The organism is Micrococcus sp. GbtcB5 (genome assembly GCF_019091605.1).
GTDB classification, from domain to species: domain Bacteria; phylum Actinomycetota; class Actinomycetes; order Actinomycetales; family Micrococcaceae; genus Micrococcus; species Micrococcus luteus.
This window is the reverse complement of record NZ_JAGXJK010000001.1, coordinates 104,491-123,411: the sequence shown is the minus strand read 5'-3', so window position 1 is coordinate 123,411 and position 18,921 is coordinate 104,491. Positions and strand designations below refer to the sequence as shown.

At 72.8% G+C, this 18,921-nt stretch carries 19 protein-coding genes; 1 reads left to right on the top strand and 18 read right to left on the bottom strand.

Annotated elements, in window-relative coordinates; genetic code table 11:
* The first annotated feature begins 45 nt into the window (after window positions 1–45).
* Window positions 46–741, top strand: a complete 696-nt coding sequence (nucS, locus tag KVS67_RS00575; protein WP_041103228.1) for an endonuclease NucS — start codon at window positions 46–48, stop codon at window positions 739–741.
* A 14-nt stretch (window positions 742–755) separates the two neighbouring features.
* On the opposite strand, the gene KVS67_RS00570 is transcribed toward nucS, so the two are convergent.
* From KVS67_RS00570 to KVS67_RS00485, 18 genes are all read right to left on the bottom strand, one after another.
* A complete protein-coding gene (locus KVS67_RS00570; RefSeq protein ID WP_230259842.1) occupies window positions 756–1,145 on the bottom strand; it encodes a DUF2550 family protein in 390 nt (129 codons plus the stop codon).
* 34 nt (window positions 1,146–1,179) lie between these two features.
* Window positions 1,180–1,455 carry a F0F1 ATP synthase subunit epsilon gene (locus KVS67_RS00565; RefSeq protein WP_036313044.1) on the bottom strand — a complete coding sequence of 92 codons (276 nt, stop codon included), beginning with the start codon at window positions 1,453–1,455 and terminating at the stop codon, window positions 1,180–1,182.
* 6 nt (window positions 1,456–1,461) lie between these two features.
* A complete protein-coding gene (gene atpD / locus KVS67_RS00560; RefSeq protein WP_041103230.1) occupies window positions 1,462–2,919 on the bottom strand; it encodes a F0F1 ATP synthase subunit beta in 1,458 nt (485 codons plus the stop codon).
* A gap of 53 nt (window positions 2,920–2,972) precedes the next feature.
* Window positions 2,973–3,866 carry a F0F1 ATP synthase subunit gamma gene (locus KVS67_RS00555; protein ID WP_041103232.1) on the bottom strand — a complete coding sequence of 298 codons (894 nt, stop codon included), beginning with the start codon at window positions 3,864–3,866 and terminating at the stop codon, window positions 2,973–2,975.
* A gap of 83 nt (window positions 3,867–3,949) precedes the next feature.
* Window positions 3,950–5,584: a F0F1 ATP synthase subunit alpha gene (gene atpA, locus KVS67_RS00550; RefSeq protein ID WP_036334989.1), complete on the bottom strand. Its 1,635-nt coding sequence runs from the start codon at window positions 5,582–5,584 to the stop codon at window positions 3,950–3,952.
* A 90-nt stretch (window positions 5,585–5,674) separates the two neighbouring features.
* The gene (locus KVS67_RS00545; RefSeq protein ID WP_049145267.1) at window positions 5,675–6,490 is read right to left on the bottom strand and encodes a F0F1 ATP synthase subunit delta; all 816 of its coding nucleotides are present in this window, start codon (window positions 6,488–6,490) and stop codon (window positions 5,675–5,677) included.
* Entirely contained in the window at window positions 6,487–7,041 is a 555-nt protein-coding gene (locus KVS67_RS00540) for a F0F1 ATP synthase subunit B (protein WP_002857262.1), read from the bottom strand. The genes KVS67_RS00545 and KVS67_RS00540 overlap by 4 nt, the downstream gene beginning before the upstream one ends.
* Before the next feature lie 84 nt (window positions 7,042–7,125).
* Window positions 7,126–7,341: an ATP synthase subunit C gene (locus KVS67_RS00535; RefSeq protein ID WP_002857264.1), complete on the bottom strand. Its 216-nt coding sequence runs from the start codon at window positions 7,339–7,341 to the stop codon at window positions 7,126–7,128.
* A 150-nt stretch (window positions 7,342–7,491) separates the two neighbouring features.
* Entirely contained in the window at window positions 7,492–8,292 is an 801-nt protein-coding gene (gene atpB, locus KVS67_RS00530) for a F0F1 ATP synthase subunit A (protein ID WP_036382182.1), read from the bottom strand.
* 231 nt (window positions 8,293–8,523) lie between these two features.
* The gene (locus KVS67_RS00525) at window positions 8,524–8,958 is read right to left on the bottom strand and encodes a hypothetical protein (RefSeq protein WP_036382185.1); all 435 of its coding nucleotides are present in this window, start codon (window positions 8,956–8,958) and stop codon (window positions 8,524–8,526) included.
* A complete protein-coding gene (locus tag KVS67_RS00520; protein ID WP_041103236.1) occupies window positions 8,955–10,094 on the bottom strand; it encodes an MraY family glycosyltransferase in 1,140 nt (379 codons plus the stop codon). Before KVS67_RS00520 ends, KVS67_RS00525 begins: the two co-directional genes overlap by 4 nt.
* A 9-nt stretch (window positions 10,095–10,103) precedes the next feature.
* Window positions 10,104–10,838 (bottom strand): L-threonylcarbamoyladenylate synthase, encoded by a 735-nt coding sequence (locus KVS67_RS00515; protein WP_036313064.1) that lies wholly within the window; start codon window positions 10,836–10,838, stop codon window positions 10,104–10,106.
* Window positions 10,835–11,737, bottom strand: a complete 903-nt coding sequence (gene prmC / locus KVS67_RS00510) for a peptide chain release factor N(5)-glutamine methyltransferase (protein WP_036382189.1) — start codon at window positions 11,735–11,737, stop codon at window positions 10,835–10,837. The genes KVS67_RS00515 and prmC overlap by 4 nt, the downstream gene beginning before the upstream one ends.
* The gene (prfA, locus tag KVS67_RS00505) at window positions 11,734–12,843 is read right to left on the bottom strand and encodes a peptide chain release factor 1 (RefSeq protein WP_036382191.1); all 1,110 of its coding nucleotides are present in this window, start codon (window positions 12,841–12,843) and stop codon (window positions 11,734–11,736) included. Before prfA ends, prmC begins: the two co-directional genes overlap by 4 nt.
* A gap of 115 nt (window positions 12,844–12,958) precedes the next feature.
* Window positions 12,959–15,037 (bottom strand): transcription termination factor Rho, encoded by a 2,079-nt coding sequence (rho, locus tag KVS67_RS00500; protein WP_041103238.1) that lies wholly within the window; start codon window positions 15,035–15,037, stop codon window positions 12,959–12,961.
* A 320-nt stretch (window positions 15,038–15,357) separates the two neighbouring features.
* On the bottom strand, window positions 15,358–16,311 hold the full coding sequence (thrB, locus tag KVS67_RS00495; protein WP_063190329.1) for a homoserine kinase: 954 nt from the start codon (window positions 16,309–16,311) through the stop codon (window positions 15,358–15,360).
* A 3-nt stretch (window positions 16,312–16,314) separates the two neighbouring features.
* The gene (gene thrC, locus KVS67_RS00490; RefSeq protein WP_036313078.1) at window positions 16,315–17,427 is read right to left on the bottom strand and encodes a threonine synthase; all 1,113 of its coding nucleotides are present in this window, start codon (window positions 17,425–17,427) and stop codon (window positions 16,315–16,317) included.
* 3 nt (window positions 17,428–17,430) lie between these two features.
* Window positions 17,431–18,753 (bottom strand): homoserine dehydrogenase, encoded by a 1,323-nt coding sequence (locus KVS67_RS00485; protein WP_041103241.1) that lies wholly within the window; start codon window positions 18,751–18,753, stop codon window positions 17,431–17,433.
* Window positions 18,754–18,921 lie beyond the last annotated feature (168 nt).

Genomic DNA, 18,921 nt, shown 5'->3' with positions numbered 1-18,921 from the left:
TGCTGGCACAAGAGCCGGTGGGCGCGGTCCGCCTAGGATGGACCGGTGCGACTCGTCATTGCCCGCTGCTCCGTGACCTATGAGGGCCGCCTGAACGCCCACCTGCCCACCGCCACCCGCCTGCTCATGGTGAAGGCGGACGGCTCGGTGCTGGTGCACTCCGACGGCGGCTCCTACAAGCCCCTCAACTGGATGTCGCCGCCCGCGACCCTGCACGTGGAGGAGCCCTTCCCCGACCAGGCCGACCAGGGGGTGACGCAGGTCTGGCGCGTGCAGGCCAAGAAGTCCGACGACCGGCTCATCGTGCTCATCGAGGAGGTCCTGGCGGACGACTCCCACGAGCTCGGCGTGGACCCCGGCCTCGTCAAGGACGGCGTGGAGGCGGATCTGCAGCGTCTGCTGGCCGAGCAGATCAGCCTGCTCGGCGACGGCCACACCCTCGTGCGCCGCGAGTACATGACGGCGATCGGCCCCGTGGACATCCTGGCCCGCGACGCCGACGGCGGCACCGTGGCGGTCGAGCTCAAGCGCCGCGGGGACATCGACGGGGTCGAGCAGCTCACCCGCTACCTCGAGCTGATGAACCGGGACCCGCTCCTGGCGCCCGTGCGCGGCGTGTTCGCGGCCCAGCAGATCAAGCCCCAGGCCCGCACCCTCGCCGAGGACCGCGGCATCCGCTGCGTCACCCTCGACTACGACGCGATGCGCGGCGTGGACGACGCCGAGTCCCGCCTGTTCTGAGGCGCCGGGCGGGCTCAGCGGCGCCAGAAGGACGACGCCGCGGACGGCCCCGCCTCGCTCCAGGCGCGCAGGGCGCCGGCGTCGTCGGGGTCGACGACGACGCGCACCGGACGTGTGCCGGCGCTCAGCTCCAGGACGGCCCGGCCGGCCTCGTCCGCCGGGAGGCGGTCGATCTGCAGGCGGCTCCGGTCCGCGCTCCAGCGCTCCCGCGAGAGGCGCCAGCCCCCGGTGAGGCGCAGGCGGGACTCGTCGTACACGCCGATCACACGCTCACGCCCCGGGCCCTCCCGCTCCAGGACCGCAGGGAAGGCGGCCGTGACACGGGCGAGGGCCCGGCGCCGCATCACCAGGGCGAGTGCCGACAGCACGATGACTGCCACCACGGTCGCCGAGGCGATGAGCACCGGGCCCTCCACCGTCAGGTCCTGCCGCGCCGCGTCAGGCCGCCGCGGCGTCGCCCAGCCGGGCGGACGTCGCGGCGATCACGACACGGTCGTGGTCCACGGAGAAGAAGCCGCCGCGGGCCTGCGCGGTGACGGTGCCGCCGTCCGTGGTCCGCACCACGACCTCGCCGTCGCCGAGGACGGCGAGCATCGGGGTGTGGCCCGGGAGGATGCCGATCTCACCGTTGACGGTGCGCGCCGACACGGCCGACGCGGCGCCCGACCAGATGGACCGCTCCTCGGAGACGATCTCGACGTTGAGCTCAGCCATGATCGATCAGCCCTCGGCCTGGATCTTGGCCCACTCGCGCTCGACGTCGTCCAGGCCGCCCACGTTGTAGAAGGCCTGCTCCGCGACGTGGTCCAGGTCGCCGTCGGCGATGGCCTTAAAGCCCTCGACGGTGTCCTTGACCGGCACGGTGGAGCCCTCGACGCCGGTGAACTGCTTGGCGGTGTAGGTGTTCTGCGAGAGGAACTGCTCGATCTTGCGGGCGCGGCCCACGGTGATCTTGTCCTCCTCGGAGAGCTCGTCCACACCGAGGATCGCGATGATGTCCTGCAGCTCCTTGTTCTTCTGCAGGATCTGCTTCACGCGGATGGCCACGTCGTAGTGGTCCTGGCCCACGTACTGCGGGTCGAGGATGCGCGAGGTCGAGGCCAGCGGGTCCACGGCCGGGTACAGGCCACGGGACGCGAGGTCACGGGTCAGGTTGGTGGTCGCGTCCAGGTGCGCGAACACGTTGGCCGGGGCCGGGTCGGTGTAGTCGTCCGCGGGGACGTACACGGCCTGCATCGAGGTGATGGAGTGGCCGCGGGTCGAGGTGATGCGCTCCTGGAGCACACCCATCTCGTCCGCCAGGTTCGGCTGGTAGCCCACGGCGGAGGGCATGCGGCCCAGCAGCGTGGAGACCTCGGAACCGGCCTGCGAGAAGCGGAAGATGTTGTCGATGAACAGCAGCACGTCCTGGTTCTGCACATCGCGGAAGTACTCCGCCATGGTCAGCGCGGACAGGGCCACACGCAGACGCGTGCCCGGCGGCTCGTCCATCTGGCCGAACACGAGGGCGGTGTCCTTCAGGACGTCCGCCTCGTCCATCTCGACCCAGAGGTCGTTGCCCTCACGGGTGCGCTCGCCGACGCCGGCGAACACGGAGGTGCCGCCGAAGTTGCGGGCCACACGGGTGATCATCTCCTGGATGAGCACGGTCTTGCCCACGCCGGCGCCGCCGAACAGGCCGATCTTGCCGCCCTTGATGTAGGGGGTCAGCAGGTCGATGACCTTGATGCCGGTCTCCAGCATCTCGGTGGAGCCCTCGAGGGACGCGAAGTTCGGGGCCGGGCGGTGGATCGGCCAGCGGTCCTCGGCCTGCAGCTGCGAGGTCGGCATGTCCAGGGTCTCGCCGAGCACGTTGAAGATGTGGCCCTTCACGGCGTCGCCGACCGGCACCGAGATGGGGGCACCGGTGTCCACGACGTCGGTGCCGCGCACCAGGCCGTCGGTGGACTGCAGGGAGATGGCGCGGACCATGTTGTCGCCGAGGTGCTGGGCGACCTCGAAGGTGACCGTGCGGCGCTGGCCGTTGAAGTCGATCTCGGTGGTCAGCGCGTTGTAGATCTCCGGCATCGCGTTGGCCGGGAACTCGGCGTCGATCACGGGGCCGATGACGCGGGACACGCGTCCGGTGGCACCGCCGGTGGGGGTCCCGGTGCCCTGGTCAGTGATGGTGGCAGTCATCTCTCTCACTTCTATCGTGTGTGGATGGCGAGTCTGGTGAGTCCCGAACGGGCTCAGGAGTTGTTGAGCGCGTCCGCGCCCGCGATGAGCTCGGTGAGCTCCTGGGTGATCTCGGCCTGACGGGCGTTGTTCATCAGGAGGGTGTAGTCCTTGATGAGGCTCGTGGCGTTGTCGCCCGCCGACTTCATGGCGCGCTGACGGTTGGCGAGCTCCGAGGCCGCCGACTGCAGCATCGCGTTGAAGATGCGCGACTCGATGTACTTGGGCAGCAGCGCGTCGAGGACCTCCTCCGCGTCCGGCTCGTACTCGTAGAGCGGCAGCACGTCCTCGGCGGTGGCGGCCTCCTCCTCGACGACCTCGAGGGGCAGCAGGCGCACCACGTGGGGGTTCTGCTTCACGAGCGAGACGAACTCGGTGAACACGACGTGGATCTCGTCCACGCCGCCGTCCGCCGTGTCCGTGAGGAACGCATCCACGAGCACCTCGCCGATCTCGGCGGCGCGCTCGGCGACGGGGGCGTCCGTCTGACCGGTCCACAGCTTCTTGTAGCCGCGGCCGCGGAAGTCGAAGTACGTCTGCGCCTTGCGGCCGACGACGTACACGTCCACGTCCTTGCCCTCCTCGCCGAGGCGGGTGAGGAGCTGCTCGGCCTTGCGCAGCACGTTCGCGGAGTACGCGCCGGCGAGGCCGCGGTCCGAGGACATGATGAGCACGGCCGCCCGGGTCGGGTTCTCGGGCTCCGTGGTGAGGACATGATCGATGTCGTGCTGGCTCGACACGGCCGAGACGGCGCGGGTGATCGCGTTCGCGTAGGGCAGCGACGCGCTGACGCGCTCACGTGCCTTGGTGATGCGAGACGTGGCGATCAGCTCCATCGCCTTGAAGATCTTCTTCATCGACGACGTCGACGCGATCTTCTGACGGTAGACCCGGATCTGGGCTCCCATGGTGGTCCTTTCCCTGGCGGGAGGGCGGCCCGGCGTCGTCCCCGTGGGGTCCGACGCCGGACCGCTCCCTCACCGACCGGCGGTCAGCGCTTCTGCTTGGTGATCTGCTCCTGCGCGACCTGGTCCTGCTCGATCGCGCGGTGCTCCTCGTGGCCGGCCTGCACGCCGCCGTCCTCGGAGGACTGGAAGCCCTTGGAGAACTCGGCGACGGCCGACTCGAGCGCGGACACGGTGCCGTCCTCGAGCTTGCCGGTGGAGGCGATGTCGGTCAGGACGGAGGTGTGGCGACGCAGGTGGTCGATGAACTCGCGCTCGAAGCGCAGCACGTCCTGCACCGGCACCTCGTCGAGGTGGCCCTTGGAGCCGGCCCAGATGGACACGACCTGCTCCTCGACCGGGTAGGGCGAGTACTGCGGCTGCTTGAGCAGCTCCATGAGGCGCTCACCGCGGGCGAGCTGGCGGCGGGTGGCCGGGTCCAGGTCGGAGGCGAACATGGAGAACGCCTGCTGGTCGCGGTACTGCGCCAGGTCCAGCTTCAGCGTGCCGGAGACCTTCTTCATGGCCTTGACCTGGGCGGCGCCGCCCACGCGGGACACCGAGATGCCCACGTCCACGGCGGGACGCTGGTTGGCGTTGAACAGGTCCGACTGCAGGAAGATCTGGCCGTCGGTGATGGAGATGACGTTGGTCGGGATGTAGGCCGACACGTCGTTCGCCTTGGTCTCGATGATCGGCAGGCCGGTCATCGAGCCCGCGCCCATCTCGTCCGAGAGCTTGGCGCAGCGCTCGAGGAGCCGGGAGTGCAGGTAGAAGACGTCACCCGGGTAGGCCTCGCGGCCCGGCGGGCGGCGCAGCAGCAGGGAGACGGCGCGGTAGGCCTCGGCCTGCTTCGACAGGTCGTCGAAGATGATCAGCACGTGCTTGCCGCCGTACATCCAGTGCTGGCCGATGGCCGAGCCGGCGTAGGGGGCGAGGTACTTGAAGCCGGCCGGGTCGGACGCCGGGGAGGCCACGATGGTGGTGTACTCCAGAGCGCCGTGCTCCTCCAGCGTGGCGCGGACGCCGGCGATGGTGGAGGCCTTCTGGCCCACGGCCACGTAGACGCAGCGGACCTGCTTCTCGACGTCGCCCGACTCCCAGTTGGCCTTCTGGTTGAGGATCGTGTCGACGGCGATCGCGGTCTTGCCGGTCTGGCGGTCACCGATGATCAGCTGACGCTGGCCACGGCCGATCGGGATCATGGCGTCGATGGCCTTCATGCCGGTCTGCAGCGGCTCGTGGACCGACTTGCGCTCGGTCACGGTCGGCGCCTGCAGCTCGAGGGCACGGCGGCCCTCGGCCTCGATCGGGCCCAGGTCGTCGATGGGCTGGCCCAGCGGGTCCACCACACGGCCCAGGAAGGCGTCGCCCACCGGGACGGAGAGGATCTCGCCGGTGCGCTGCACCTCCATGCCCTCGCGGATCTCCTGGAACTCGCCGAGGACGACGACACCGATCTCACGGGTGTCGAGGTTCTGGGCCAGGCCCTGGATGCCGTTCTCGAAGCGCAGCAGCTCGTTCGCCATGACGGAGGGCAGACCCTCCACACGAGCGATGCCGTCCGCCGCGGAGATGACACGGCCGACCTCGGTGCGATCGGTGCCCGACGGTTCGTACGATGCCGCGAAATCGTTCAAGGCATTGCGGACATCGTCAGCGTTGATGGTCAATTCGGCCATCTGCAGTCCCTGCTCTCTGTGCTTGGTGATCATCGACGTGACGATGATGCTTACGTTCGTGGGTGTTCCGGATGCGGGCGGGAGCCGGCGTCAGCCGGCCATCCGCCGCTGGAGGTCGTGGAGGCGCGCGGCCATGGACCCGTCGACGACGTCGTCGCCGACCTGGACGCGGATGCCGCCCACCACGTGGGGGTCCACCGTCACGTCCATGACGAGATCGCGGCCGAAGGCGCGGCGCAGGCCCAGGGCCAGCCGCTCCTGCTGCTCGGCCTCGAGCGGCCGGGCCACGGTCACCTCGGCGATCCACTGGCGCTGCCGCTCGGCGACGACGTCCGCGGCCTTGCGGACGGCGGCGGACGGCTTCAGGCCGCGCGGGGCCGAGACGGCGCGCTCGACCAGCAGTCGGCCGGCCGGGCTGGCCGACTCGCCCAGGAGGCGACCGGCCAGAGCGGCCCGTGCCTCGAGGGGTGCGTGCTGGTCGGTGAGCGCCCGCTGCACCTCGTGCGAGTCCTCCACCGTGCGGTTGAAGGCCAGCAGCTCGCCCGAGAGGGCGGCCAGGCCCGCGTGTCCGCCGCGTGCGGCCTCAGCGGCGGCCGCGTGCGCGGCCACCGTCTCGAGGGCGTCCCCGAGATCGCGCTCCGCCGACCAGCGGCGGCCGGCCAGGTCCTTGAGGACCTGCAGTGCACCGGGGGTCACCCGGGCGCCGAACAGCGAGTCGACGAGGCCGTGACGGCGCTCGGTGGTCCAGGCGGGGTCGGTCAGGGCGCGGCGCAGGGCGCCGTGCTCGTCCACCACGTCCAGCGCGCCGAACAGCTCGCGTGCCAGGGCCACGCCGCCCTCGTCCAGCACCGGACCGACGGCCTCCAGGGAGGCGGCCAGGGAGTCCCTCGATGCGCCCGTCATCATTCGGCGACACCTGCGCTCTGGTGACGGTCCAGGTCAGCCAGGAAGCGGTCGACCACGCGCTGCGAGCGGGCGTCGTCCTCGAGGGACTCGCCCACGATCTTGCCGGCCAGGGTCGTGGCCAGCGAGCCGACCTCGCCCTTGAGCTGCGCGGCGGCCTGCTGACGCTCGGCGGCGATCTGCGCCTGCGCCTGCTCGGAGATGCGCGTCGCCTCGGCGGTCGCGCGCTCGCGCGCCTCGGCCACGATCTCGGCGGCCTCGGTGCGGGCATCCTCGCGGATGCGGTTCGCCTCGGTGCGGGCGTCCGCCAGCTGCGACTCGTAGTCCGCCATCATCGCGTTCGCCTCGGCCTGGGCCTTCTCAGCCTTGGCCAGACCGCCCTCGATCGCCTCGACACGGTCCTGGTAGGACTTCTCGAGGGTCGGGACGATGAACTTGATGACGATGAACATGAGCAGGGCGAAGCCCACCACGACGACGAGGATCTCCCACGGGTTGGGGATCAGGGGGTTGGCCCCCTCAGCCGCCGCGAGGATCAGTCCGTTGCTGATCATGTTTCAACCATCCTTCGGTCAAGAGTCCTGTGGAGAGGGAGCACCGACGGTCTCACCGTGCGGGCGCTCCGTGGACGCGGCGCGTCAGGCGCCGATGACGAAGGCGAAGACGAGGCCCAGGATGGCGAGGGCCTCGGCGAGCGCGAAGCCCAGGAGGGCGATCGGCTGCAGGATGCGCTGGGCCTCCGGCTGACGGGCGACGCCGTTGATGTAGGCGGCGAAGATCAGGCCCACGCCGATGGCGGAGCCGATGGCGGCGAGGCCGTAGCCGATCATGTTGAGCGAACCGTGCAGTTCCATGGTGTTCCTTTCACGAGGCCGAGGTGTCCGGCCGGGTTGTGGAGGGTCGGCCTCCCGGGTGGTCCTCCTGCGGAGGGCCGGGAAGACTGGTGGCGGGCTCTCCCGCCGTACCGCAGCCGCCTGGGTCGTGCCCGAGGCGGCCCCGGAAGATCAGTGGTCGTTCGCGTCGATCGCGCCCTGGATGTAGATCGCGGTCAGCAGCGTGAAGACGAAGGCCTGCAGGTACATGATCAGCAGCTCGAGGAAGTACAGGGCCACCGAGCCGAGGATGACCAGGATGCCGGTGCCCTGCAGGGCCAGGCTGCCGGTCTGCGTGATCAGGTAGGCGGCGCCGGCGCCGGCGAGCATCACGATCATGTGGCCGGAGAGCATGGTGGCCATCAGACGCAGGGAGTGGGTCAGCGGGCGCACGATGAAGTTGGAGATGATCTCCAGCGGCACGAGCAGCGGCAGGATCCAGCCGGGCACACCCGAGGGCACGACGGCCAGCTTCAGGTAGCGCACGCCGTGGCGCTTGATGCCGACGCCGATCCAGATCGCGTAGACGATGAGGGCCAGGCCGTAGGCGGCGCCCGCGTGGGAGAAGGTCGGCAGCTGCAGCACCGGGATGGCGCCGAACAGGTTGTTCAGCAGCACGAAGAAGAAGATGGAGAAGAGCAGCGGGACCCACTGCTTGAAGTTCTTCTCGCCCAGGATGTCCTTCGCGATGTCGTTCCGGACGAAGGAGTAGCCGGACTCGGCGAGCCACTGGGCCTTGCCGGGCACGAGCCGGGGACGGCGCATGGCCCACGCGAAGAAGGCGGTGATGAGCACTACGGAGAGCAGGACGAGCAGCATCTGCTTGCCGAAGCCGGTGCCGTACTCCGCACCCCAGGGGAAGATCTCCGGGAGGTGACCATCAGAGATGGTGGGGGGCACGAATGATGCGTTGGCCAGCACGAGGGTCAGCACGCGGTTCCTCTCCGAAGTGATGCAGTCGACGGGACCGCAGCCTCGTCCCCGGACCACAGGCGGGCGCCGCGACATTGCGGGGGTACCGGTGCGATGCGAGACACGGATGGCGGCAGGTGGGCGCCGTCGAAGTGTTCGCCGCCAACGATACCAAACGGTGACCCGTGCTCCGTACCGCAGAAGGGGCCCACGACATGGCCCCCGGCTCGGTGTCTTCGCCCCTCGGGCGGGTCAGTCGGTGTAGATCCCGCGGCGGGTCCGCGCGAAGACGAGGACCTCCGCGGCCTGCCAGACGAGGATCGTCACGAGGGCGGCGATCGCCGCCGCGTCCGCCCGGACCCAGCCGGGGCGGGGCAGGACCCCCAGCAGCACCGCGAACACCGCGATCTTGAGCACGAACAGCCCCACGCTGACCGGCAGCGCCGCCTCGCGCGCCCGGTCCCACACGAGTGCCGTCGTCGCCCCGGTGAGCGCCGAGAGCGCGAGCACCGCGCCGCCGCCCAGCAGGGCGCTCCCGGCCGCCTCCCCGCCGACGGAGAGCAGCCACGCGGCGCACGTGATCGCCAGGGCAGCCCCCGCCGCGGTCAGGGACCACCCGAGGATCCCCCACCAGCCGCGGCGGTTCTCCCAGCGGCGCCGGCGTCGGCGGCCGCCCGCCCCGGTCACGCGTCCCCCCGCTCGTCCGGGTGGGCCGCGGCGTCGTGCCGGTCCGCGCGACGGCGCTCCACGATCGGATGCAGGGTGAGGTAGCCGGCTCCGGCCAGGGCCACGGCGAGCACGGGTAGGACGATCATGTGGTCCACGAAGTTCAGGGACACCGCGCCCCATGCCACGAGGAACGCCCAGAGCCAGAGCAGCGCGACGGCCTGCGCCTGGGTGTAGCCGCCGTCCACGAGCTTGTGGTGCAGGTGCCCGCGGTCCGCCGAGAAGGGGCTGGTGCCCTTGGCCGTGCGCCGCAGCACGGCCAGGGCGAGGTCCGCGAGCGGCAGGGCGAGGACGGCGACGGGCAGCAGGATCGGCGTGTAGGCGGGGACGTTGCGGAAGCGCATCCCGTCCAGGGCGTTGACGTCGGCGGTCACGGCGACCGCGGCCGCGGCCATCAGCAGGCCGATGAGCATGGCCCCCACCTCGCCCATGAAGATGCGGGCCGGGGACAGGTTCCACGGCAGGAAGCCCACGCACGCGCCGACGAGCAGGGCCATGAGCAGGGTGGCGAGGTTGGCGTAGTCGAACTGGTTGATGGTCCGCGTCAGCAGATACGAGTAGACGAAGAAGGCCGAGCCGCCGATCAGCGCGACGCCCGCCGCCAGGCCGTCCAGACCGTCCACGAAGTTGATCGCGTTCATCGTCAGCACCACGGCGAACACCGTGAGGATGACCTGCGTGGTCTCGTTCCCCACCGGGATCCAGCCCACCGGCATCGCCTCGATGCGGATCCCGCCCAGGGCCACCGCGAGTCCGGCCAGCACCTGGCCGGCCATCTTCACCCACCAGCGCAGGTCCCACATGTCGTCGGCGATGCCCACGACGAGCACGACGGCGACGGCGACCAGGAGCCCGCGCATCGCGGCGTCGTCCGCGTAGATCCCCTGGAGGAACGGCACGACTCCCCCGACGGCGAATCCCACCAGCACGGCCGCGGCCATGGCCACGCCGCCCAGCTTCGGCACGGGGTGCCGGTGCACATCCCGCTGGCGCAGCGGGGTGAACACGCGCGCGCCCAGCCCCAGCCGGCGCATGAGGGGCGTCAGGGCCCCGCAGGCGACGGCCGTGACCATGACCAGGACGAGATACGCGCGCATGGGGGCCGGTCAGGCCTCCCGGTCGGCGGGGCGCGCCGCGGCGGCGTCGTCGGCGGCCGCGATCCGCTCGGCGGCGACCGGCGGCTCCTCGCCCTCGGCGAGCAGGTCCGGCACCACCGCGCGCAGCTCCTCCAGGGGCACGGAGCCCTGCCGGGCCACGCGGAACGGGGTGACGGTGCAGTCCACGATCGTCGAGGGATCCCGGCTCTCGCGGGGGCCGGCGTCGAGGTAGAGGGCCACGGACTCCCCCAGCATCGAGCGGGCGGCGTCGGCGGTGGTGGCGGCGTCCATGCCGGTGCGGTTCGCGCTGGAGACGGCCATGGGGCCGACGGCGTAGAGCAGTTCGCGGGCCACCGCGTCGTCGGGCACGCGCAGGGCGACGGTGCCGCGGGTCTCGCCGAGGTCCCAGGTCAGCGTGGGCTGGGACTTGAGGATGAGCGTGAGGGCGCCGGGCCAGAAGCGCCCGGCGAGGGCCTCGGCCTCCTCCGGCACGTCGTACGCGAGGCCGGCCATGACGCGGCGGTCCGCGATGAGCACGGGCGGCGGCATGGTGCGGCCACGGCCCTTGGCGGCCAGCAGCACGGCCACGGCCAGCGGGGAGAACGCGTCCGCTCCGATGCCGTAGACGGTGTCCGTGGGCAGGACCACGCAGCCGCGGTCCGCGAGGACCTCGCGGGCGCGGGCCACGGCATCCTCGAGGGCGGCCGGATCCGAGACGTCGATGAAGTCACTCACGTCGGTCATTCTTCCACCTCCGCGCCCGCCACGGCGTCGCAGGACCGGCGCGCCGTGAGGAACCGGTCTCGTCCGGTGAGGTCCTGGTGGACTCGGACGCCCGTGAACCGCCGGTCCGCGCCGAGGGCGGCCAGGAGGGCCGGGCCCTGCGTCTCGTGGTGCTCCATGGCGAACAGGCCGCCCGGGACGAGCAGGTCCGCCGCCCGGTGCGCGATGGCGCGCGGGATCCGCAGCCCGGGCGCGTCCCCGCCGTAGAGCGCCCGCGCCGGGTCCAGTCGGGCCTCGGGCTGGGCGGGCACCTCGGCCTCGGGCACGTAGGGCGGGTTGCTCACGACGACGTCCACGCGGCCCTCGAGGTTGGGGCACGCGACAAGGGCATCGGCTTGTCGCAGGTCGACCCCGCGCGGGGCGAGGTTCCGCCGGGCCCAGTCGGCCGCCGTCGGGTCGAGCTCGACGGCGGTGACGGCGAGCGGGCGGCCCCGCGCCTCGCCCCACGCCGCGACGGCCGCGGCGATCGCGCCGGAGCCGGTGCACAGGTCCACCACGGCGCCCGCCGCGGGCCGCGCGGCCAAGTCGGCCACGACGGTCTCCACGAGCAGCTCGGTCTCCGGCCGCGGGACGAAGACGCCTGGGCCGACCGCCAGGTCGAGCCCGTGGAAGTGCGCGACGCCGGTCAGGTGCTGGACGGGCTCGCGGGCGGCGCGGCGCCCGACGAGCGCCTCGAAGGCCGCCGCCTGCGCGGGCTCGGCCACGGCCCCGGCGAACACCCGGGCCAGCAGCGCGCCGCGGTCGAGGCCGAGCACGTGGGCCAGCAGCAGCTCGGCGTCCACACGCGGCGAGTCGATGCCCACCGCGGTCAGGCGGGCGGCGGCGTCGCGCAGCAGCGCGGACCAGGCCGGTGCGCTCACGCGTCCCCGCCCAGCGCGGCGAGCCGCCGCTCCTCGTCGAGGGCGAGGCAGGAGGCGATCACGGCCTCGAGGTCGCCGTCGAGGACCGCGTCGAGGTTGTGCGCCTTGTAGCCGGTGCGGTGGTCCGCGATCCGGTTCTCCGGGAAGTTGTAGGTCCGGATGCGTTCCGAGCGGTCCATGGTGCGCACCTGCGCGGCGCGCGCCGCGGAGTTCTCGGCGTCCTGCTCCGCCCGCTGCCGCTCGAGCAGCCGCGACCGCAGCACGCGCAGCGCGGCCTCGCGGTTCTGGATCTGGGACTTCTCGTTCTGCATGGAGACGACGATCCCCGTGGGCAGATGCGTCAGACGCACCGCGGAGTCGGTCGTGTTGACGGACTGGCCGCCCGGCCCGGAGGAGCGGAAGACGTCCACTTTGAGGTCGTTCGGATCGAGGTGGACCTCGTCCGGGGCGTCCACCTCGGGCAGCACGAGCACGCCGGCGGCGGAGGTGTGGATGCGGCCCTGGGACTCGGTGACGGGCACGCGCTGCACTCGGTGCACGCCGCCCTCGAACTTGAGCCGGGCGTAGACGCCGTCGGCCGGGTCGGCCGCGCTCCCCCGCACCGCCACGTGGACGTCCTTGTAGCCGCCCAGGTCGGAGTGCGTGGCGGAGAGGACCTCCGTCTTCCAGCCCCGGGACTCGGCGTAGCGCAGGTACATGCGCAGCAGGTCGCCGGCGAACAGGGCCGCCTCCTCGCCGCCCTCGCCGCCCTTGATCTCGAGGATCACGTCACGCGCGTCGTCGGGGTCGCGCGGGATCAGCAGCCGGCGCAGCCGTTCGGCGGCCTCGGCCTCGGCCGCCTCCAGACCGGGCACCTCGGCCGCGAAGGCCGCCGCGTCGTCGTCGCCGGCCGCGGCCAGCTCCCGCGCGTCGGCCAGCTCCTCCGCGGCCGCCGACCAGGCGCGGTGCGCCGTCACCACGGCGCCGAGCTCGGCGAACCGCCGGTTCAGCCTCCGGGCGAGCGCCGGGTCCTGGTGCACCGCCGGGTCGGACAGGCGCGCCGTCAGCTCGCGATGCTCCGCCAGGAGCCGATCCACGGCCTCGCGCCGCTGCTCCGAATCGAACACGTGCGTGCCTCTCCTCCTCCGGCCTCAGCGGGCCGGGCTGTCCGACGCGGACGGCCCCGCCCCGTCCGGCGGAGACGAGCTCCCCCGGGCGGGACGGGGCCGTGCGACGGGGCGGTCAGTCGTCGCCCTTGGACCCCAGCGTGGTCTTGGAGACCAGCATGAGGAACTCGGCGTTGGACGCGGTGTCCTTGATCTTGTTGGTGAGCAGGTCGAGGGCCTGCTGCTGCTCGAGGCCAGAGAGCACCCGGCGCAGCTTCCACATGATCTTGACCTCCTCCTGCGAGAGCAGGGCCTCCTCGCGGCGGGTGCCGGACGCGTTGACGTCCACCGCCGGAAAGATGCGGCGCTCCGCGAGGTGACGGGACAGGCGCAGCTCCATGTTGCCGGTGCCCTTGAACTCCTCGAAGATCACCTCGTCCATGCGCGAGCCGGTCTCGACCAGCGCGGTGGCCAGGATGGTCAGCGAGCCGCCGTTCTCGATGTTGCGGGCGGCGCCGAAGAACTTCTTCGGCGGGTACAGCGCCGAGGAGTCCACACCGCCGGAGAGGATGCGGCCCGAGGCCGGGGCGGCCAGGTTGTAGGCGCGGCCCAGGCGGGTCATGGAGTCGAGCAGCACGACGACGTCGCGGCCCATCTCCACGAGGCGCTTGGCGCGCTCGATGGCCAGCTCGGCGAGGGTGGTGTGGTCGTCCGCCGGGCGGTCGAACGTGGAGGCGATGACCTCGCCGTCCACCGACCGCTGCATGTCGGTGACCTCCTCGGGGCGCTCGTCGACGAGCACCATCATGAGGTGGACCTCGGGATTGTTCGTCTTGATCGCGTTGGCGATCGACTGCAGGATCATCGTCTTGCCGGCCTTGGGCGGGGAGACGATGAGGCCGCGCTGGCCCTTGCCGATGGGGCTGACCAGATCGATCACGCGGGGGCCGATCAGCTTGGGATCGGTCTCCAGGCGCAGGCGCTCCTGCGGGTACAGCGGCACGAGCTTGCCGAACTCCACGCGCTGCGGGTGCTCGACGGCGGGCTGACCGTTGACCGAGGAGATCTTCACCAGGGCGTTGAACTTCTGACGGTTGGAGCCGCCGCCGTGGTGCTGCTGCTTCTCACCGTCGCGCGGGGCGCGGATCGCGCCGACGACGGCGTCGCCCTTGCGCAGACCGTACTTCTTCACCATGGCCAGGGAGACGTAGACGTCGTTCGGGCCCGGCAGGTAGCCGGAGGTGCGGACGAACGCGTAGTTGTCCAGCACGTCGAGGATGCCGGCCACGGGCTGCAGGACGTCGTCCTCGGTCAGCTCGGTCTCGTCGACCTCGGGGCCGCCGCGGCCACGGCGGTTGCGGCCGCGCTCGTTGCGGTTGCGGCGGTTGCGACGGTTGCGGCCGCCCTCGTCGTCGCGGTCGTCGCGGCGGCTGCGGTCCCCGCGTCCGCCGTCGCCCCGGCCACCGTCCTCGGACTTGTCGCCGCGCTGCTCGCGCGAGCCGTCGCGGCCGTTCTCACGGTCCCGGTTGTTCTCGCGGCCGTTCTCGCGGTCGCGGCCGTTGTCGCGGTCCCGCCCGTTGCGGCCGTTGCGGCCGCGGCCGTTCTCGCGCCCGTTGTCGTCACGGTCCTCCCGGTCGCCGCGGCGGTCCGCGTCGGCGCCGTCCTCGCCCTGGGCGCCGTCGGAGCGACGGTCCTGACCCTGCTGGGCGTCGTCGTCGCCGGCGCGGCGGCGGCCGCGGGAACGGCGCTCGGACTGCGGGCGGTCCTCGCCCTCGTCGCGGGTCTCGGACCCCCCGGACCGATCCTGGTCCGAGGCGGTCTCCCGGGGGGCCTGCTCGGTCTGGGCCTCGCGGGCCTCGGCCTGGGGCTGCCCGTCCTGGGCGGCGGCCGGAGCGGAGGTGTCGGCGTCGGCGCGGCGCGAGCGGCGGCGGGCCGGGCGCTCGGCGGCCGGGGCGGCGTCCTCTGAGGACGCGGCCGCCGGGGCGGTCTCGGCGGCGGGGGCCGCGGGGGCCTGGGCCGCGCGCTCGGCGGCGTCGCGGTCCGCCACGGAGCCGCCGCGCTGGTGGTCGGAGATCGCGGTCACCAGGTCGGCCTTGCGCATGCGCGAGCCGCCGGCGATGCCGAGCTGGGAGGCCAGGGCCTGGAGCTGGGCGAGCTTGAGCGAGGCCAGGCCACCGCCGTTCGTCGGCGTGGTCTGTTCCGTGGATTCGGTCACGAAGGTTCCTTCTCCCTCGAATGCGGCCCGGCGGCGCGTGGCGCGTCGGGCTGCGGTGTGCATCCGGTCGGGCCGCGCAGCGGCGCCCCAGAAAACCGGGTTTCATGGTGTGAACTCAGCAGTGGCGCCTCCCCTGATCGTGCGCAGTCGCTGCGTGACGGGGCGGAGGCGTCCGGACTCGACCGAGCCGGAGCGGATCCCGCACGCCGGCCGTGCGCAGCACGGGATGGATCGCGGCGGGGTTCCGGCCGACGGCGCACGGTGCGTCCGGCCGTCACAGGCCCGGGCACCGGAGACCCGGGCCGCGCGAGGCGGTGGGGTCAGCCGTGGTGGAGTGATTCCACCCTAACACCGTCCACGGCCACGCACGGCACCAGCACGCGCCAGGCGGCCGCCCCGTCCGCCGTCAGAGCACGCGCCGCCTCCGTGGCGTGCTCGGCCGCCTGGACGCCGTCGCACAGCGCGAGCACCGTGGGACCCGCGCCGGAGACGACGGCGGCGTGGCCGCGCTCGCGCAGCCCCGCGACCAGTGCGGCGCTGGCCGGCATGGTCACGGCGCGCGGCTCCTGGTGCAGCCAGTCGCGCGTGGCGGCCGGCAGCAGCGCGGGGTCCTCCGCCAGCGCGTGGACGAGCAGCGCGGCACGGCCGGCCTGGGCCGCCGCCACGGCGTGGGGCACCTCGGCGGGCAGCACGCCCCGGGCGACGTGGGTGGACAGCTCGGTGTCCGGGATCGCGACCACCGGCACCACGCGCTCGTGCAGCCGCAGCCGCGCCGTGGCCGGGCCGGGGACGTCGTCACGGGTCCAGGAGACGGTGGCCCCGCCCACGAGCGCGGGGGCGACGTTGTCCGGGTGCCCCTCGAAGCGGGTGGCCGCCTCGAGCAGGTCCGCGGGCGCCCGGCGCAGCGCGGCCGGCAGCAGGGCCTCGGCCGCGGCGTAGGCCGCGACGACGGCGGCCGCGGACGAGCCGAGTCCGCGGGCGTGCGGGATCCGGTTCACGGCGCGCAGGTGCAGCCCCGGCGCGGTGAACCCGCGGTCCCGCAGGTGCTCGTGCGCCAGGCGCAGGATCAGGTGCGCGCCGTCCCGCGGCAGGGTGGCCGCGCCCTCCCCCTCGACCTCCGCGACGTCGGGGCCCGCCACGACCGTGAGCGTCACCTCGTCGCGCAGCTCCAGGGCCAGGCCCATCGAGTCGAAGCCGGGGCCGAGGTTGGCGGAGGTGGCGGGGACGGAGACGAACGCGGCGGTCCCGGGCGCCAGCGGCTGCGGTGCGGCCATGGCTCAGCTCAGGCCGAGGGCCTGGGCGACGGTGACCACGTCGAACGGCACCGAGCGCGGGGTCACGTCGGCGCCGTCGGCGCCGCGCAGGGCCCACTGCGGGTCCTTGAGGCCGTGGCCGGTGACGGTGATGACCCAGCTCTTGCCGGCCGGCACGTTCCCGGCGGCGTGGTGCTTGAGCAGCCCGGCGACGCCGGCGGCGGAGGCGGGCTCGACGAACACGCCCTCCTTCGCGGAGAGCCAGCGATGGGCCTCGAGGATCTCCTCGTCCGTGACGGAGTCGATCATCCCGCCGGACTCGTCGCGGGCGGCCTCGGCCTGCTCCCACGAGGCCGGGTTGCCGATCCGGATGGCGGTGGCGATCGTGTCCGGGTCGGTCACGGGGTGGCCCTGGACGATCGGGGCGGCGCCCGCGGCCTGGAAGCCCCACATCACGGGGGTCTTCGTGGCCACCGCGGGCAGCTCGGCGTCCGAGGCGCCCTCGTGCGGGTTCACGTAGGGGGCGGCGTACTCGCGGTAGCCCTTCCAGTACGCGGTGATGTTGCCCGCGTTGCCCACGGGCAGCAGGTGGTAGTCCGGGGCGTCGCCGAGGGTGTCCACGACCTCGAACGCGCCGGTCTTCTGCCCCTCGATGCGGGCCGGGTTGACGGAGTTCACGAGGAACACGGGGTAGTTCTCGGCCAGCTTGCGGGCCACCTCGAGGCAGTCGTCGAAGTTGCCCTGCACCTGGAGGATCTCCGCGCCGTGGGCCACGGCCTGGGACATCTTGCCCATCGAGATCTTCCCCTCGGGCACGAGCACGGCGCACGTGATCCCGGCCTGCGCGGCGTAGGCCGCCGCCGAGGCGGACGTGTTGCCGGTGGACGCGCAGACGACGGCCTTCGCGCCGTCCGCGACGGCGGCGGTGATCGCCATGGTCATGCCGCGGTCCTTGAAGGAACCGGTCGGGTTCATGCCCTCGAACTTCACGTGCACGGTGCCCTGCACCAGCTCGGAGAGGTGGGGGGCGTGGATGAGCGGGGTGCCGCCCTCGCCGAGGGTGATCACGCGCGTGTCCTCGGTGACGGGCAGGCGGTCGGCGTACTCGCGGACGACGCCGCGCCACTGGTGGGCCATGGGTCAGTTCCCTTCGACTCGGAGGACGGACGCGACCTCGTGGACGACGTCCAGGGCGGCGAGCGCCTCGACGGTGGCGTCGAGGTCGCGCTGCCGCGCACGGTGGGTGATCAGCCGCAGGGACGCGCCGGGGGCGTCCTCGCGCTCGGACGGGACCTGGCGCAGCGTCTCAATGGAGACGCCGTGCTCCTCGAACACCCCGGCGACGCGGCGCAGCACGCCGGGCTGGTCCGCCGCGCGCAGCACGACCATGAAGGAGGTGTGGGCCTCGGCCGGGTCCAGGGCGGGCAGGGCGGTGACGGGGGTGCGCAGGCGCGCCGGGCCGCCGCGCACGATGCGCTGGGCGATCGAGACGACGTCGCCCATCACCGCGGACGCGGTGGGGGCGCCGCCGGCGCCGGGACCGTAGAACATGAGCTCGCCGGCGTTCTCGGCCTCCACGAAGACAGCGTTGAACGCCCCGCGCACGGAGGCCAGCGGGTGCTCCCGCGGCAGCAGGGTAGGGTGCACGCGCAGGACCGCACCCTCGGCGCCGTCGGCGGCGCGGCCGCGCTCGGCGATCGCCAGCAGCTTGATGACGTAGCCCGCCTCCGCGGCGGCGGCGTTGTCCTCGGCCGTGATCGCGGTGATGCCCGCGACGGCCACCTGGTCCAGGGTGTACGGCGCGCCGAACGCGATGGTCGCCAGGATCGCGGCCTTCGCGGCGGCGTCGTGGCCCTCGACGTCGGCGGTCGGGTCGGCCTCGGCGTAGCCGAGCCGCTGGGCCTCGGCCAGGGCGTCGTCGAAGTCCGCCCCCTCGGTGTCCATGCGGTCCAGGATGAAGTTGGTGGTGCCGTTGGCGATGCCCATCACACGGGTGACGCGGTCGCCGCCCAGGGAGTCGCGCAGCGGGCGCAGGATCGGGATGGCGCCGGCGACGGCGGCCTCGAAGCTGAGCTGTGCGCCGGTGGCGGCGGCCGCGGCATAGAGCTCCTCGCCGTGCTGGGCGAGCAGCGCCTTGTTGCCGGTCACCACGGACGTGCCGGCGGCCAGGGCGCGCAGGATCAGGGTGCGGGCCGGCTCGATGCCGCCCATCAGCTCGATGACGACGTCGGCGCCGTCCACGAGTGCCTCGGCGTCGGTCGTGTAGAGCGCCGGGTCCGCCTGCCAGTCGCGCGTCGCGCCCGTGTGGCGCACCGCGATGCCCGTGAGCTCGAGGTCGGCGCCCACGCGGTCCCGCAGGATGTCGGCGTCCTCGGTGAGGATCCGTGCGGTCTGGGACCCCACGGTCCCGCCGCCCAGCAGGGCGACCTTGAGTGCGGTGGGGGCGTCGGTGTGCTCGGCCATGGTCCTCCGTGGTCCAGGGTGGGGGCGACGCCGCGCGACCGCGCGGCTCGGCTGGCCTCGAATCTAGCGCGGCGGGCGGACGCGTCCCGCCGCGCGACACTCGGTGTCCGCAGAGCGGGACGCCCACGCCCGGCCGCGAGGCCGGCGGCCGGGCCGGGCTTCTGCGTC

What these genes read in the sequence shown, in the direction of transcription:
- KVS67_RS00540 (WP_002857262.1), bottom strand. Translation starts at nt 7,041, where the DNA reads ATGATCAGCAACGGACTGATCCTCGCGGCGGCTGAGGGGGCCAACCCC.
- atpA (WP_036334989.1), bottom strand. Translation starts at nt 5,584, where the DNA reads ATGGCCGAATTGACCATCAACGCTGACGATGTCCGCAATGCCTTGAAC.
- KVS67_RS00515 (WP_036313064.1), bottom strand. Translation starts at nt 10,838, where the DNA reads ATGACCGACGTGAGTGACTTCATCGACGTCTCGGATCCGGCCGCCCTC.
- KVS67_RS00485 (WP_041103241.1), bottom strand. Translation starts at nt 18,753, where the DNA reads ATGGCCGAGCACACCGACGCCCCCACCGCACTCAAGGTCGCCCTGCTG.
- KVS67_RS00565 (WP_036313044.1), bottom strand. Translation starts at nt 1,455, where the DNA reads ATGGCTGAGCTCAACGTCGAGATCGTCTCCGAGGAGCGGTCCATCTGG.
- KVS67_RS00555 (WP_041103232.1), bottom strand. Translation starts at nt 3,866, where the DNA reads ATGGGAGCCCAGATCCGGGTCTACCGTCAGAAGATCGCGTCGACGTCG.
- thrC (WP_036313078.1), bottom strand. Translation starts at nt 17,427, where the DNA reads ATGGCCCACCAGTGGCGCGGCGTCGTCCGCGAGTACGCCGACCGCCTG.
- thrB (WP_063190329.1), bottom strand. Translation starts at nt 16,311, where the DNA reads ATGGCCGCACCGCAGCCGCTGGCGCCCGGGACCGCCGCGTTCGTCTCC.
- KVS67_RS00520 (WP_041103236.1), bottom strand. Translation starts at nt 10,094, where the DNA reads ATGCGCGCGTATCTCGTCCTGGTCATGGTCACGGCCGTCGCCTGCGGG.
- KVS67_RS00535 (WP_002857264.1), bottom strand. Translation starts at nt 7,341, where the DNA reads ATGGAACTGCACGGTTCGCTCAACATGATCGGCTACGGCCTCGCCGCC.
- atpD (WP_041103230.1), bottom strand. Translation starts at nt 2,919, where the DNA reads ATGACTGCCACCATCACTGACCAGGGCACCGGGACCCCCACCGGCGGT.
- KVS67_RS00545 (WP_049145267.1), bottom strand. Translation starts at nt 6,490, where the DNA reads ATGATGACGGGCGCATCGAGGGACTCCCTGGCCGCCTCCCTGGAGGCC.